Source organism: Halopseudomonas oceani (assembly GCF_963677335.1).
GTDB classification, from domain to species: domain Bacteria; phylum Pseudomonadota; class Gammaproteobacteria; order Pseudomonadales; family Pseudomonadaceae; genus Halopseudomonas; species Halopseudomonas oceani.
Window position 1 is genome coordinate 3,029,832 of sequence record NZ_OY781932.1, and the last position, 15,234, is coordinate 3,045,065.

The window sequence follows — 15,234 nt, forward strand, 5'->3', positions numbered from 1 at the left end:
CATAATTGGCGCACGCCAGCTAAACCGAACTCAGCGATGCCGCGCCGCTTACTCAAACGCATGATGCCCCACCCCGATCGGATCAAGGGCAGCAAGTCCCTGCAGTTCATGGGCAATCTGCTGCACGACCCGAATCTGTGGCATCTCAACCGCCATAGCGTCTCGCGCGCAATGGCCGTCGGCCTGTTCGTCGCGCTGATGCCAATACCGCTGCAGATGGCAGTCGCCGCAGCCATCGCCATTCTGGTGCGCTCCAATCTGCCGATCTCGGTCAGTCTGGTCTGGCTGACCAACCCCGTCACCATGCCACCCATTTTCTTCGCCCAGTATCAGGTCGGCGTGCTGTTGCTGGGCACATCCGAGCGCAGCATGCCAATGGAGCTGTCGGTCAACTGGCTGATGGCGGAGCTGCACCACATCTGGCAACCCCTACTGCTCGGATCATTGGTGGTAGGCACAATAGTCGCCACACTCGGCTATGTGCTGACGCTGTTGTATTGGCGCATGTGGGTATCACGCAACTGGCAACGACGTAAATTGCGACGTCGTCGCCAGTCGCAGGACTGAAACGTCAGGCCGACAACAACTGGCCCTGACGCAGAGTGAGGGTGCGGTCCATCTGGGCCGCGAGTGCCAGATCGTGGGTAACGACCAAAAACGCGGTCTGCAGTGTCTGACTGAGCTCCAGCATCAACTGCTGAACGCTCTCTGCGGTGTACTGGTCAAGGTTACCGGTCGGCTCATCGAGTAGCACACAGGCCGGCTGGTTGATCAAGGCACGTGCGATCGCCACACGCTGTCGCTCGCCACCGGACAGCTCCGCCGGCTTGTGACCAATACGCTCTCCCAGCCCCACCCGTTCCAGCATTGCTACCGCGCGCTGACGCGCCTCTGAAATTGGCGTACGACCAATCAACAGCGGCATGCTGACGTTCTCCAATGCGGTGAACTCGGGCAGCAGATGGTGGAACTGATAGACAAACCCCAGCGCCTCATTACGCAGACGCCCACGATCCACTTCTTTCAGCGCTGACAGCTCGCGACCTGCCAGCCGAACTTCACCGGATGTCGGCGTATCCAGCCCACCCAGCATGTTCAGCAAAGTCGTCTTGCCGGACCCGGAGCTACCGACGATAGCAACACGTTCGCCGCGCTGCAGGTGCAGCTCCACATTGTCGAGCACACGAAGATTCTGTGGCCCTACCGCGTATTCCTTACACAGATTACGGCATTCCAAAACGAGATCAGTCATAGCGCAGCGCCTCCGCAGGCTCGGTTCGTGACGCCCGCCATGCGGGATACAGGGTAGCCAGGAAACTCAGGCTCAGTGCCGTGGCACAGATAATGGCCACGTCGCTCCAGATCAATTCGGAGGGCAAGTAACTGATGAAATAGACGTCCGAGCTGAGGAACTGGATGCCCAGCACCCGCTCAAGCCAGGCCACCATATCGGAAACGTTCAGCGCCGCCAGCACGCCCAGAACACAGCCGCTGATGGTACCGACGACACCGATCAACGATCCCTGCACCATGAAAATACCCATGATCGAGCCCGGAGTCGCTCCCAGAGTGCGCAGAATGGCAATATCCGCCTTCTTGTCGGTGACCACCATGACCAGCGTCGAAATGATGTTAAAGGCAGCAACTGCAACAATCAGCATCAGCAGTAGACCAATCATGGTCTTTTCCATCTTGATCGCGGCGAACAGATTACCGTGAGTCCGAGTCCAGTCCTGCGCGTAATAGTCGCCAGGCAGTTCACGCACCAGATCCCAGGCCACCTGCGGCGCTTCAAACAGATTCTTCAGCTTCAATCGTACGCCCTGCACCTGACCTGGTTCCCAGCGACTCAGGCGTGCCGCGTCGTCGATGTGAATCATCGCCAGGGAGGCATCCAGCTCGGCTCCAACCTTGAAGACGCCGGTCACGGTAAAACGCTTCAGGCGCGGGAACACACCTGCGGGGGTAACCGAAGCCTCCGGTAGCACGAACGTCAGCTTGTCGCCTACCGCCACGTTGAAACGCTTGGCGATCAGTTCCCCAATCACAATACCAAACTCACCCGCCGCCAGATTGTCCAGCGACCCTGACTGCATGTGGTTTTCCAGAATCGAAACACGCTTTTCTGCCTGCGGCTCGATACCGTTGACCAGCACTGGCGCAACACTACCGTTATGGGTCAGCATGCCCTGAAGCTGGATGAATGGTGCCGTGCCGACGACTTTCGGATTCTGCTCAAAGCGCTCGGCCAACGAGCGCCAGTCACTGATTGGTTGATAGCCGTTGATGGTAGCGTGCGGCACCATACCGAGAATCCGCGTGCGCAACTCCCGGTCGAAACCGTTCATCACCGACAGCACAAGGATCATCACCATCACCCCCAGCGTGAGCCCGAGCATCGAGATCAGCGAGATAAAGGAAATAAAGTGATTACGCCGTTTGGCACGGGTGTAGCGCAGGCCGATAAAAAAGGGTAAAGGTCTGAACATGAAAAGCGGGTTACCTTATGCTCCGGCCATAGCCGGTGGATTTTGAGCGACATGTTACACTGAACGTCACAGCCTGGTCAGCGCCTACCGACGGCGCGAATAGAGAATCGCCATGCACACAGACCACGAAGAAAGCCGCGAGTTCTTTCGCATTCAGGATCAGATTCTCCTGGACTGCACGCCCATTGCAGGTCCCGAGGCAGATCTGGGGTCACGCCAGAGCGCCCTGTTCAACCTGTTAGCCGACCTGCACATGCTGGACTATGAGTCCCAGCACCTGCTGCGTCAGATCAGCGAACGTGATCGGGCGCTGGCTCAATATCTAAAGATCATCAACAAGCGCATCGACCTGCTCGGCCAGACACTGGCCCTGGAGCTGGGTGACAACCTGGGCGCCCCCCAGAGTGTCAGCCTCAGCGAGGGCGGTGTGGACTTCGAGGCGGACACCGCCTACCCCGTCGACAGCTGGGTCGCGGCGCGCCTGGTTTTGCTACCGGCTCCTCTTGGGCTGGCGATTCCTGCCAGGGTGGTACGCTGCGAGCCCGCCGACACCCCTGACCGCTGGCGCATTGCATTGAACTTCGACCTGATTAACGATGCCCAACGTCAGTTGCTGGCACGACACATCCTGCAAAAGCAGGCGCAGGACATCCGCGCCGCAAAATCAACCTGAAAGGAACTCCGAGATGAAAGCCACCTACTCGCTACTGCTCTGCGCCTGCCTGTCCCTGTCCGGCACCGCCCAGGCTGATACCCTGCGCATTCCGGTCGGCGAACAAGCCAGCGGCCAGCAAACCCCATTGCCGCAACGCGGTGCCACCTTTGACAGTGTCACTGCACGCTGGGGCGAGCCGAGCAAGCGCCATGCCGCCGTCGGCCAACCCCCAATTACCCGCTGGGACTATCCTGACTTCAGCGTGTACTTCGAGTACAACAAGGTCATCGACAGCGTACGCCTGCACACTCCGAAGGCACCCTGATCTGAAATGACCCTGATTTACGGACACCGTGGTGCACGGGCAGAAGCACCAGAAAATACCTTGCCCAGTTTTCGCAAAGCACTTGAAGCCGGGGTAACCCGGGTAGAGCTTGACCTTCACCTGTCTGCAGACCAGCAACTGATGGTGATACACGACCCGACTCTTAAGCGCACTACGGGCTTGCGCGGCAAGGTGGCCCAGCACACCGCCGCCGAACTCACTCGGATGGATGCGCGTCTGGGCCTGGCCGATTGGAGCACGCCCTGCCCCATTCCGACCCTTGCACAATTGCTGCAGGAGTGCCCGGAGATCGAACACTATCAGTTAGAGGTAAAAAGCGGATCGGAACGTCAGTCACGTATCGTTCTCGACGCTATTGCCGCGCTGACGGAGCAGTACAAACTGCACGACAAGGCGGTGGTCACCTCCTCCAGCCGAACGCTATTGCGCTACGCCAAACGCAACGACTTCATGCTGCCAACCGGGCTGGTGGAAGAGTACGGACTGCTTGATCCGATAAAGAGCGCTCGCCGCTACGGCTGCGACTATCTAATTCTGAACTGGAAGCTCTGCAGCGAACGGCGTTTGCGCGCAGCAAAAGCAGCCGGACTGCATGTGTCGGTCTGGACTGTAAACGATGCAGAATTGATGCGGCGACTGACCGCAATGGGTGTGGACAGCCTGATTACCGACCTGCCCTCCCTCGCGGTAAAGGTAATCAATCAGGGGCGCCCGTAGCGCCCCGGACCAATCAAAACAGCCGGTTCAAGCCGTCCAAAGCCGCGACCCGATAGGCTTCAGCCATGGTGGGGTAGTTGAAGGTCGTGTTGACGAAGTAGTTGATAGTGTTGGCCCCATCCTTCTGGTTCATGATCGCCTGACCAATGTGCACAATCTCCGCCGCCTGGTCTCCAAAACAGTGGATACCCAGCACCTCGAGCGTCTCGCGGTGGAACAGAATTTTCAGCAGCCCAACCGGCTCACCACTGATCTGCGCACGCGCAATACTCTTGAAAAAGGCCTGGCCAATCTCGTAAGGCACGCACGCCTCAGTGAGCTCGCGCTCGGTCTTACCCAACGAACTGATCTCTGGAATGGTGTAGATCCCGGTCGGCACGTCGTCGACAAAGCGCCAGCCGTCGTTGCTGACGATGTTACCCGCCGCTGACCGGCCCTGGTCAAAGGCCGCACTGGCCAGGCTGGGCCAGCCGATCACGTCACCGACAGCATAGATATTCGGCACACTGGTGCGGTAGTTCTCGTCCACCTCCAGCTGGCCGCGGCCATTGGGATGCAACGCCACATTCTCCAGACCCAGCCCGTCAGTGTTGCCGGTACGCCCGTTACACCAGAGCAGCGCATCGGCCTTCAGCCGCTTGCCGGACTTGAGCTGCAGGACAACGCCTCGGTTGTCCAGCCCTTCGATCTTTTCATACTCCTCGTTATGGCGAATCAGCACACTGCTGTTGCGCAGGTGATAACTCAGCGCATCGGAGATCTCATCATCGAGGAAGCTGAGCAGCCGATCACGGGTATCGATCAGGTCGACTTTCACGCCGAGACCACAGAAAATCGACGCATACTCACAGCCGATCACGCCGGCACCATAGATAATCAGCGTGCGGGGCGTATGGTTGAGCTTGAGGATAGTATCGCTGTCATAGATCCGCGGATGGCTGAAGTTGACGTCAGCAGGGCGATACGGGCGTGATCCGGTGGCAATGATGACCTCCTTGGTGATCAGCTTTTCCACCGCGCCGGAGCCATCTACCACCTCGATGGTGTTTTCATCAGCAAAGCTGCCTTTGCCGAAGAACACATCAACGCGATTACGAGCGTAGTAGCTGGTGCGCGAAGCCACCTGCTTGTTCATTACCTTTTCAGCGCTGCGCAGCACATCGGGAAACGAGAACCAGCGCGGCTCACCAATCTGGCGGAACATCGGGTTGGTGTTGAACTGAATGATCTGCTTGACCGAATAACGCAACGCCTTGGAAGGAATAGTTCCGAGATGAGTGCAGTTACCACCAACTTCCCTGCGCTCCTCGACCACGGCCACCTTGCGGCCATGCTTGGCGGCGTTCATCGCCGCGCCCTCACCCGCCGGGCCTGAGCCCAGCACCACCACGTCGTAGTTATAGACGGCCATTCAGTCTGTTCCTTGTATCACGGAAAAAGAGGGTGCCACGTGCCACACGTGAATCACTAGTCGACCTTGGTCGCGTCGCGAATCAGATCCTTGTTCATTGGGCGCTGAGGCACACCGGCGTTAGCACTGGCCTCTTCACACTTGGTTGTGTCACCCCCACAGATACCACACGCCTTATCGACACCCACAGCACCAATGCCGCCACAGGAGCCGGCAATGGGCTTGCGCCCCATCATCACTCCAACTGCCATGCCGGCAACACACAGCAGCATGAGCAGAAAAGCCAATAGCCAAACCATGTTTTACTCCTTGCCCGGGGTAAGGGCATCAAAGCGCGGGGTCACCCTAGATTCAAAGGTGTCGCCGTCGCGCACAACGAAGAATGCAGCGAGGTCATGGGCAATAGCATAATCCCATCCGGCCTTCTCACCCATGATCATCAGCACTGTGGAAAGGCCATCCGCCCTTGCCGCAGAGGGGTCCAGCACGGTTACCGCCGCCAGACGGTGCATCACCGGCTTCCCGGTACGCGCATCGAAGGTATGTGAGAAACGCTGGCCATCAAGTTCGAAATAATTACGATAGTCACCTGAGGTTGAAACGCCCTCACCATCAAGCGAGAGAATCATCTGAGCCACGCGGTTATCGTCTCGCGGCTCTTCAATGGCAATCCGCCATGGCCGGTCACCCGGCTTGTGGCCAACAGCCTTAAGTTCTCCCGTCATCTCAACCATATAGTTTTTGATGCCGTAGTGCTCAAGACGTTCAGACACCCGGTCGACCATATAGCCGGCGCCAACACTGCTCAGCTCGACAGTCAGCGCAACATCTTTGCAAAGTTGGGACTCACGTACGTGAAGGTGCTGTTGTCCGACCATCTGCATGGCCGCGGCAAGCGCATCGGCGTTTGGCACCTCCTGCAGCTGCGGATCGCCATGGAACCCCCACAACTTGAGTAACGGCCCGACCGTTACATCGAACGCTCCGTTACTCTCGCGATTGAGGGTTTCGGCCAAGCGGACCATATCCAGCACGGAGCTGGGCATATCCATGCACGTCCCGGCCGGTGCCGCATTAAAACGGGCGATATCAGAGTCAGAACGCCAGGTTGAGGCCTCTTCATCAAACCGCGCAAGCATGCCATCGATGTCGGTCTGCAACGTCTCTGCATCCGGAGCATCCTCGACAGGAACCCACTTGATCGAATAGGTACTGCCCATGGTTGCGCCGTAGATTTCCGCAACAGGGTCTACAGAATTGAAACAGCCCGTTAGGGCTGCTGCCAAGGCAACAGCAATAACGGGCCGGATAACGCTAGGGCGCATACTAGCCGCCGAAGTCGTCGAGCAGGATGTTCTCGGGTTCGACACCAAGGTCCTGCAGCATCTTGATCACGGATGCGTTCATCATCGGCGGTCCACACATGTAGAACTCACAATCTTCAGGCGCCGGATGGTCCTTCAGGTAGTTCTCGAACAGCACGTTGTGGATGAAGCCGGTCGGCCCTTCCCAGTTGTCTTCCGGTAGCGGATCAGACAAGGCGAGATGCCACTGGAAGTTCTCGTTTTCTGCCGCCAGTTGATCGTACTCTTCAACGTAGAAGGCTTCACGCAGCGAACGCGCGCCATACCAGAAACTCATCTTGCGCTTGGAGTTCAGACGCTTGAGCTGATCGAAGATGTGCGAGCGCATCGGCGCCATACCGGCACCACCGCCAATGAAGACCATCTCGGCATCGGTGTCCTTGGCAAAGAACTCACCGAACGGACCGTACACGGTAACCTTGTCACCCGGCTTCAGCGAGAACACCCAGGACGACATCTTGCCAGGCGGCAGGTCGTCACGACCGGGCGGCGGCGAAGCAACACGAATGTTGAACTTGACCAGCCCCTTCTCTTCTGGATAGTTGGCCATGGAGTAGGCACGAATAGTGGTTTCATCCACCTTCGACACGTACTTCCACAGGTTGAACTTGTCCCAGTCACCGCGGAATTCCGGCTGAATGTCGAAATCCTTGTAGTGGACAGTGTGCGGCGGGCATTCCAGCTGCACATAGCCGCCAGCGCGGAAGTCAACGTTCTCACCTTCCGGCAGCTTCAGGGTCAGCTCCTTGATGAAGGTAGCAACGTTCGGGTTGGACTCGACCGTGCACTCCCACTTCTTCACACCAAACACTTCTTCCGGCACTTCGATCTTCATATCCTGCTTGACCGGAGTCTGGCAGGACAAACGCCAGCCTTCCTTCGCCTCGCGCTTGGTGAAGTGCGACTCTTCGGTCGGCAGCATTTCGCCGCCACCGCTTTCGACGATGCACTTGCACTGGGCGCAGGTACCACCGCCACCACAGGCGGAGGACAGGAAAATGCCGTTGGCAGACAGGGTATTCAGCAGCTTCGAACCAGCAGCAACGGTAACCGTACGCTCACCATTGATCTCGATGGTGACGTCGCCGCTGCTGACCAGCTTGGAACGAGCGATCAGGATGATGGCAACCAGCGACAATACAATCGCGGTAAACATCCCTACGCCTAAATAGATTTCCATGTTCATCAGTTACAGCTCCTCTTACAGTTGCACGCCGGAGAAGGACATGAAGCCCAGCGACATCAGACCAACAGTAATGAAGGTGATGCCCAGACCACGCAGCCCGTCCGGTACATCGCTGTACTTGAGCTTTTCACGGATACCTGCCAGCGCAACGATAGCCAGCGCCCAGCCAACACCGGCGCCAACACCGTAGACCACGCTTTCACCGAAGGCATAGTCACGCTCAACCATGAACAGAGACGCACCCATGATCGCGCAGTTCACGGTGATCAACGGCAGGAACACGCCCAGCGCGTTGTAAAGCGCAGGCACAAACTTGTCGAGCAGCATCTCCAGAATCTGAACAATGGCCGCGATCACACCGATGTAGCTGAGCAGACCCAGGAAGCTGAGATCGACGTTTGGCAGACCGGCCCAAGCCAGTGCGCCATCCTTGAGCAGATAGGTATAGATCAGGTTGTTGGCCGGTACGGTGATTGCCTGTACGACAACAACCGCAACGCCCAGACCAATAGCGGTCTGCACCTTCTTGGAGATTGCAATGAACGTACACATCCCCAGGAAGAAGGCCAGCGCCATGTTTTCTACGAAAATCGCCCGCACCAGCAGGCTGATGTAATGTTCAATCATGGCTTACATGGCCTCCTTCATAGCACGGCTTTGCGGCGCCATCTTGAACTCTGCAGCTTCCACCTGATCTTTCTTCCAGGAGCGCAGCGCCCAGATAATCAGACCAATGATGAAGAACGCAGACGGCGGCAGCAGCAGCAGACCGTTGGGCTGGTACCAGCCACCAGCGCTGACCAGCGGCAGGATCTCAATGCCGAACAGCTTGCCGGCACCGAACAGCTCACGGATGACCGCGACGCAGATCAGAATGAAGCTGTAACCCAGACCGTTACCTACACCGTCCAGGAAGCTCATATGCGGCGGGTTCTGCATGGCGAAGGCTTCAGCACGACCCATCACGATACAGTTGGTGATGATCAGACCGACGAAAACCGACAACTGCTTGCTGATGCTGTAGGCGTACGCCTTGAGCACCTGATCAACCACGATTACCAGCGACGCGATGATCACCATCTGCACGATCATACGGATCGAGCTGGGGATCTGGTTGCGAACGATGGAAATGAAGAAGTTGGACAGCGCAGTTACCGACGTCAGCGCGATACACATGACCAGAGTCACGTTAAGGCTGGTGGTTACCGCCAACGCCGAACAGATACCGAGGATCTGCAGGGCAATCGGGTTGTTGCTGAAAATAGGTTCGAACAGAACCTGTTTGGCAGTGGCTTTAGCCATGATTATGCCTCCCCTGCACGAAGATGTTCGAGGAACGGACCAAACCCGTCTTCACCCAGCCAGAAGCGCACCAGATTCTCTACACCGCGACTGGTCAGCGTGGCACCAGCCAGCGCATCGACCTGGTGTTCAGCGTTCGGGTTGCTCGGGTCGACACCACCCTTGATGACGCTGATGGCCGGTTTACCGGATTCGTCATAGACGACCTTGCCAGTCCACTGCGCCTTCCAGTTCGGATTGTCTACCTCACCACCAAGACCAGGCGTTTCGGCGTGCTGATAGAAGCCCAGACCGACGACGGTCTTCAGGTCACTTTCCAGCGCCATGAAGCCATACAGGGTCGACCACAGACCGTAACCGTGGATCGGCAGAATCAGGGTCTTGATGCTGCCATCAGGGTTTTCCACCACATAGACAGTGGAGAAGTCGGCGCGGCGACGGATGCTCGCAATGTCCTGCTCACCGGACAGTTGCTCGGACATCGACGGATCTTTCGCCGCCTTCTGCTGATCAAAGGTCAGCGGATCCTGGGCATCACTGAACTCACCTGTGCGCAGATCGACCAGACGCGGCGTGATTTGCTGGAACTGCTCCTGGACGCTGACGCCGGGCTGGAACAGGCCGGCAATCTGCAGGATATTGCGTTGCTTGTCCTGCAGCCTGTTGGTGGTCTGAACCGGCTTGAGTGCAACCGCAGCGGCTGACACCACGACGGAGCAGACCAGACAGACGAGCAGCGCTACCGTGAGCGTGCGGGCAACGGATTCTTTCTTACTGGACATTACGTGCAAGCCTCCGTTTGATGTTGGCCTGAACCACGAAGTGGTCAATGAGCGGCGCAAAGAGGTTGGCGAACAGGATCGCCAGCATCATCCCCTCAGGGAATGCCGGGTTGACGACGCGGATCAGAATGACCATCAGGCCGATCAGCGCACCGAAGATCCACTTGCCGGTATTGGTCATCGACGCCGACACCGGATCGGTTGCCATGAAGATCATGCCGAAGGCAAAGCCACCGATCACCATATGCCAGTACCACGGCACGGCAAACATCGGGTTGCTATCCGAGCCAATGCTGTTGAACAGCAGGCTGGTAGCAATCATGCCGATCATGACACCAGCAACGATGCGCCAGTTGGCGATCTTGGTCAGCAGCAGTACCGCACCGCCGATGAAAATGGCCAGGGTAGAGACTTCACCCATGGACCCCTGCATATTGCCGTAGAAGGCGTTCAGCCAGGTCAGACCACTGCCGACAATCTGTTCAACGCCACCGGAAGCAGCCATGCTCAACGCGGTTGCACCAGCGAAGCCATCAACCGCAGTCCAGACTGCATCACCGGACATCTGGGCCGGGTAGGCAAAGAACAGGAATGCACGACCGGTCAGCGCTGGGTTGAGGAAGTTCTTACCAGTACCACCAAACACTTCCTTGCCGATCACGACACCAAAGCTGATACCCAACGCAACCTGCCACAGCGGGATGCTAGGCGGAACGATCAGGGCAAACAGGATGGAGGTAACGAAGAAGCCTTCGTTCACTTCGTGCTTGCGGATGGAGGCGAATACCACTTCCCAGAAACCACCAACCAGGAAGGTTACGGCGTAGACCGGGAGGAAGTAGGCAGCGCCGTGGATGAGGTTGTCCCAGAGGCTGGCCGGATCAAACCCGGCAAACATCGCGATCAGTGCCAGACGCCAGTTATCCTGAGCAGCCAGCAGATCCGGGTTGCCCGCATAGATGGTATTAGCCTGAAAACCGATGTTGTACATCCCGTAGAAAATCACCGGGAAGGTGCACAGCCATACAGTGATCATCATGCGCTTGAGGTCAAGACCGTCGCGCACGTGGGCGGTTGTCTTGGTGACACTGCCCGGGCGGTAGAAGAAGGTATCAACGGCTTCGTAAAGGGCATACCACTTTTCGTGTTTGCCGCCCTTCTCGAAGTTATGCTCGATCTTGTCGAGGAATGCACGCAGGCCCATATCAGCCCTCCTTCTCGATGCGAGTCAGGTTATCCCGAAGAATCGGGCCGTACTCGTACTTGCCAGCGCAGACGTAACTGCACAGCGCCAGATCTTCTTCATCCAGCTCCAGGGCACCCAGCTTCTGAGCCATGTCTGTGTCGCCCACTACCAGATAACGCAGCAGTTGGGTCGGCAGAATGTCCAGCGGCATGACCATTTCATAGTTGCCTACCGGCACCATGGCTCGCGGACTGCCGTTGGTGCTGGTATCAAAGTTGAACAGCCGGGACGGGTTCAGCTTGGAAATGAAGATATTGAGCACCGAGTGCTTGTTGGCACCCGCGCGCAGGTAATGCAGCATCTGGCGTTCAGTACCTTCCAGCAGCACAGATACCTGCGAATGGAAGCGTCCCAGGAAGGCAACTGGACCACGTGCTGCGCGGCCGCCAAAGACGGAACCCGAAATCACGCGATTGTTACCGGACTTCAACTCACCGGCAGTCAGCTCGTCCAGATTGGCACCCAGACGCGTCTTCAACAGGCGCGGCTTCTCGACCTGCGGACCCGCCAGGGCGACATAGCGGTCAGTCCAGATACGACCCTCTGTGAACAGCACGCCAAAGGCGATCACGTCCTGGTAGTTGATCTGCCAGACGCTCTTGCTTTCGCTCACCGGATCCAGGTGGTGAATGTGGGTACCCGGCAGGCCAGCAGGGTGCGGACCGGCAAAGCTCTCAGTGCTGACACCACTCAGGCCTTCGCCCGGCAGGCTGACACCATCGGCCTTGCACAGCCAGACCTTGGCGAGACGAGACAGAACCTTCAGGCCGTTCTCGAAATCAGCAGCGTGCTCCTTGATGATGACAGCGGGATCAGCTGCCATCGGATTGGAGTCCATTGCGGTGACAAAAATCGAACTGGGCTCAGCATCGACCGCCGGAGTCTTGCTGAATGGACGGGTACGCAGCGCTGTCCACAGACCGGAGCTGATCAACTGCTCACGGACCTGCTGCGGTGCCAGACCGTTTAGGGCATTTGCGTCATGGGCGGCAAAGCTTTCGGCGTCATCACCGTCGATATCGATAACCACCGACTGCAGGACACGCTTATCACCACGATTGATTGCGCTGACGACACCAGCGGCAGGCGCGGTAAAGACTACGCCCGGAGTTTTCTTGTCGCTGAACAGAACCTGTCCAAGTTTGACCCGATCTCCCTCACGCACTTCCATGGTCGGCTTCATGCCGTGGTAGTCGAAGCCGACAACGGCGACACTACGCACCGCACGAGCGTCTTCAATGCGCTGTTCGGGAGAACCGGTGATTGGCAGATCCAAGCCCCGTTTGATTTTTATCATACGAATAGCCTAATCACTGTTTGAAATCTTCACGGGCGGGCCGCCAGAGCATGCACAGATACCGGAATCCACCCGAGCCGAAGGTAGATTAAAGTAGTGGCCGGGGCAGCCTCAAACCCCCATAAAAAATCCCGCCAAGTATAAAGAGCATGACACCTCAATGCTACCGAGCCCTTGGATTTTTCGGTTTTTTAATCGGCCTCATTGATGAAATCGATAACGCCGGCAGCCCTGACCGCGCATTCATGAAACACGCGGAAACACTGTATCCGACCAACGGAAACAGCGTTAACCGCCAACCGGCCCCAACGGCGTACACTGATCACAAAACAGCCAACAAAGGAAACCCGCATGTCACTGCCGGCAACCCTTCTGAGCGCCCTGTTGCTACTCGCCTCGACAAACGTCACAGCGACCACCGATGTGAGCCTGGCCACACGTAACCAGCACCTGTTTCGCTACCTCTTCATGGATATCTACACCGCCACACTCTATGCGCCGAGTAACAGCAACCTTACCCGGTTACTGGAGAGCCAGCAGCCGATCCGCCTGACGCTGCAATATCACCGCTCGATCGACCGGGACGACATGATTAAAGCCGCCATGGTAACGCTCAAACGCCAACACCCCCGATCCCGACTCAACCCGCTACTGAACGAAATTGAACAACTGCACGCGCACTTCGCCGATGTCCGCGACGGCGACACCTACAGCCTGACTCGCACAGCCGAAGGCGAGCTGTTGCTGCATCACAACGGCCAGCTCAGCTTTCAAAGCACTACCCCGGGACTGGCGGAGCTGTACCTCGGCATCTGGCTGGCACCAAACGGCCTGTCCGACGATCTGCGCAGCGCCCTGTTGCGCTAACCCGCCCCCCATCAGGCAGCAAAACAAAAAAAGGCGCCGAAGCGCCTTTTTTTTCTTGCCACCCAAGGAATCAGGCCGGGAACGCCGGCGAATTCACATGGGCCATGTCTTCCAGAATGCGGACAACCTGGCAGCTGTAGCCGAACTCGTTGTCGTACCAGACGTACAGAATGACACGATTGTCATTGCAGATGGTTGCTTCGGCATCGACGACACCAGCGTGACGCGAACCCACGAAGTCAGTGGAAACCACTTCCTGCGAGTTGGTGAAGTCAATCTGCTTGTGCAGGTCGGAGTGCAACGCCATGTGACGCAGGTAGTCGTTGACCTCATCGCGATCAGTCGACTGTTCCAGATTCAGATTCAGGATCGCCATGGAGACGTTTGGCGTCGGCACACGGATAGCGTTACCGCTCAGCTTGCCAGCCAGCTCAGGCAGCGCCTTGGCAACCGCCTTGGCAGCACCGGTTTCGGTGATAACCATGTTCAGCGCCGCGCTACGGCCACGACGGTTGCCCTTGTGGAAATTGTCGATCAGGTTCTGGTCGTTGGTGTACGAGTGAACTGTCTCAACGTGACCATTGACGATACCGAACTTGTCGTTGATCGCCTTCAGCACTGGCACGATCGCATTAGTGGTGCACGACGCAGCGGAGATGATCTTGTCTTCCGGCGTGATGGCCGCGTGGTTGATGCCATGCACGATGTTCTTCAGATCGCCCTTGCCCGGCGCAGTCAGCACAACCTGGGAAGCGCCCTTGCACTGCAAGTGCTGAGACAGGCCAGCCTCATCGCGCCATACGCCAGTGTTATCGACCACGATGGCGTCTTCGATACCGTAGGCTGTGTAATCGATACTGGTCGGGTCGCTGGCGTAGATAACCTGAATCAGGTTGCCGTTAGCCGTGATGGTGTTGTTTTCTTCATCGATGGTGATAGTGCCCTGGAAGGAACCATGAACCGAATCGCGGCGCAGCAAGCTGGCGCGCTTGGCCAGGTCGTTGGGTGCACCCTTGCGAACAACGATGGCACGCAGGCGCAGGCCATCACCAGCCCCCGCCTTCTCGATCAGGATGCGCGCCAGCAGTCGGCCGATGCGACCGAAACCATACAGCACAACGTCGCGACCCTGGCGACGCTCACCAGTGCCACCGATGACACTGGCCAACTCGACGCGCAGGAAGGCGTTCAGGTCGTCGCTGCCAGAGGCGCGGAACTTGTTGACCAGCCGTGCCAGGTCGATAGAGGCCGGACCCAGATTCAGATCCAGCAGTTCTTTCAGAACCGGGAAGGTGTCGTGAACAGACAGCTCGTTGTCGTCGATCTGACGAGCGAAACGGTGAGATTTCAGCAGGCTGATAACCGAGCGATTGACCAGGCCACGACCGTAGATGGAGGTGACAACGTTATGCTCACGGTACAGACGACCAATCAAAGGAATCATCGCCTCAGCGGTGGCTTCACGGTCCGTCCAGTTTTCCAGACACTGCTCAAATTGGGCTTGAGTCACGGCTTTACCTTCCAAGTCTTGATAACCAAAGGGCGCATATTATGCTTTCAGCGCGCGCCATA

Annotated in this window: 17 protein-coding genes; 5 read left to right on the plus strand and 12 right to left on the minus strand. The window is 57.6% G+C overall.

All coding sequences use genetic code 11. The annotated features are described in order from the left end of the window. Positions 1-36: 36 nt before the first annotated feature. A complete protein-coding gene (locus ACKPCU_RS14185; RefSeq protein WP_321347656.1) occupies positions 37-567 on the plus strand; it encodes a DUF2062 domain-containing protein in 531 nt (176 codons plus the stop codon). Positions 568-571: 4 nt separating this feature from the next. Here ACKPCU_RS14185 and lolD read toward each other — a convergent pair whose 3' ends face one another. Both lolD and ACKPCU_RS14195 read right to left on the minus strand, forming a co-directional pair. Beyond that, on the minus strand, positions 572-1,252 hold the full coding sequence (gene lolD / locus ACKPCU_RS14190; protein WP_321347658.1) for a lipoprotein-releasing ABC transporter ATP-binding protein LolD: 681 nt from the start codon (positions 1,250-1,252) through the stop codon (positions 572-574). After that, positions 1,245-2,489 carry a lipoprotein-releasing ABC transporter permease subunit gene (locus ACKPCU_RS14195; RefSeq protein ID WP_104737646.1) on the minus strand — a complete coding sequence of 415 codons (1,245 nt, stop codon included), beginning with the start codon at positions 2,487-2,489 and terminating at the stop codon, positions 1,245-1,247. Before ACKPCU_RS14195 ends, lolD begins: the two co-directional genes overlap by 8 nt. Positions 2,490-2,601: 112 nt before the next feature. Here ACKPCU_RS14195 and ACKPCU_RS14200 point away from each other — a divergent pair, with 112 nt between their 5' ends. The 3 genes from ACKPCU_RS14200 to ACKPCU_RS14210 are packed head-to-tail and all read left to right on the plus strand — an operon-like array spanning position 2,602 to position 4,207. Further along, positions 2,602-3,162 (plus strand): PilZ domain-containing protein, encoded by a 561-nt coding sequence (locus ACKPCU_RS14200; protein WP_104737647.1) that lies wholly within the window; start codon positions 2,602-2,604, stop codon positions 3,160-3,162. A 13-nt stretch (positions 3,163-3,175) separates the two neighbouring features. Then, entirely contained in the window at positions 3,176-3,469 is a 294-nt protein-coding gene (locus ACKPCU_RS14205) for a phosphodiesterase (protein WP_321347662.1), read from the plus strand. A 6-nt stretch (positions 3,470-3,475) separates the two neighbouring features. Beyond that, a complete protein-coding gene (locus ACKPCU_RS14210; protein WP_104737649.1) occupies positions 3,476-4,207 on the plus strand; it encodes a glycerophosphodiester phosphodiesterase in 732 nt (243 codons plus the stop codon). Positions 4,208-4,220: 13 nt separating this feature from the next. Here the strand turns inward: ACKPCU_RS14210 and sthA are convergent, their stop codons facing one another. The 9 genes from sthA to ACKPCU_RS14255 all read right to left on the minus strand — a co-directional run bounded on the left by sthA (position 4,221) and on the right by ACKPCU_RS14255 (position 12,795). Further along, on the minus strand, positions 4,221-5,618 hold the full coding sequence (sthA, locus tag ACKPCU_RS14215) for a Si-specific NAD(P)(+) transhydrogenase (RefSeq protein WP_104737650.1): 1,398 nt from the start codon (positions 5,616-5,618) through the stop codon (positions 4,221-4,223). 56 nt (positions 5,619-5,674) lie between these two features. Next, on the minus strand, positions 5,675-5,917 hold the full coding sequence (gene nqrM / locus ACKPCU_RS14220) for a (Na+)-NQR maturation NqrM (RefSeq protein WP_104737651.1): 243 nt from the start codon (positions 5,915-5,917) through the stop codon (positions 5,675-5,677). A 3-nt stretch (positions 5,918-5,920) separates the two neighbouring features. Further along, on the minus strand, positions 5,921-6,838 hold the full coding sequence (locus ACKPCU_RS14225) for an FAD:protein FMN transferase (protein WP_321347666.1): 918 nt from the start codon (positions 6,836-6,838) through the stop codon (positions 5,921-5,923). Positions 6,839-6,944: 106 nt separating this feature from the next. Continuing rightward, positions 6,945-8,168, minus strand: coding sequence for an NADH:ubiquinone reductase (Na(+)-transporting) subunit F (nqrF, locus tag ACKPCU_RS14230; RefSeq protein WP_104737653.1), 1,224 nt, complete (start codon positions 8,166-8,168; stop codon positions 6,945-6,947). Positions 8,169-8,183: 15 nt separating this feature from the next. Beyond that, positions 8,184-8,792, minus strand: coding sequence for an NADH:ubiquinone reductase (Na(+)-transporting) subunit E (gene nqrE, locus ACKPCU_RS14235; protein WP_104737784.1), 609 nt, complete (start codon positions 8,790-8,792; stop codon positions 8,184-8,186). A 6-nt stretch (positions 8,793-8,798) separates the two neighbouring features. After that, a complete protein-coding gene (locus ACKPCU_RS14240) occupies positions 8,799-9,470 on the minus strand; it encodes an NADH:ubiquinone reductase (Na(+)-transporting) subunit D (protein WP_104737654.1) in 672 nt (223 codons plus the stop codon). 2 nt (positions 9,471-9,472) lie between these two features. After that, on the minus strand, positions 9,473-10,252 hold the full coding sequence (locus ACKPCU_RS14245) for a Na(+)-translocating NADH-quinone reductase subunit C (RefSeq protein WP_321347668.1): 780 nt from the start codon (positions 10,250-10,252) through the stop codon (positions 9,473-9,475). Beyond that, a complete protein-coding gene (locus ACKPCU_RS14250; RefSeq protein WP_104737656.1) occupies positions 10,242-11,456 on the minus strand; it encodes an NADH:ubiquinone reductase (Na(+)-transporting) subunit B in 1,215 nt (404 codons plus the stop codon). The genes ACKPCU_RS14245 and ACKPCU_RS14250 overlap by 11 nt, the downstream gene beginning before the upstream one ends. A 1-nt stretch (position 11,457) precedes the next feature. After that, positions 11,458-12,795: a Na(+)-translocating NADH-quinone reductase subunit A gene (locus ACKPCU_RS14255; RefSeq protein ID WP_321347671.1), complete on the minus strand. Its 1,338-nt coding sequence runs from the start codon at positions 12,793-12,795 to the stop codon at positions 11,458-11,460. A gap of 351 nt (positions 12,796-13,146) precedes the next feature. Here ACKPCU_RS14255 and ACKPCU_RS14260 point away from each other — a divergent pair, with 351 nt between their 5' ends. Next, positions 13,147-13,662 (plus strand): chalcone isomerase family protein, encoded by a 516-nt coding sequence (locus ACKPCU_RS14260; protein ID WP_321347673.1) that lies wholly within the window; start codon positions 13,147-13,149, stop codon positions 13,660-13,662. A gap of 70 nt (positions 13,663-13,732) precedes the next feature. On the opposite strand, the gene ACKPCU_RS14265 is transcribed toward ACKPCU_RS14260, so the two are convergent. Beyond that, entirely contained in the window at positions 13,733-15,172 is a 1,440-nt protein-coding gene (locus tag ACKPCU_RS14265) for a glyceraldehyde-3-phosphate dehydrogenase (protein ID WP_104737659.1), read from the minus strand. Positions 15,173-15,234: the final 62 nt, after the last annotated feature.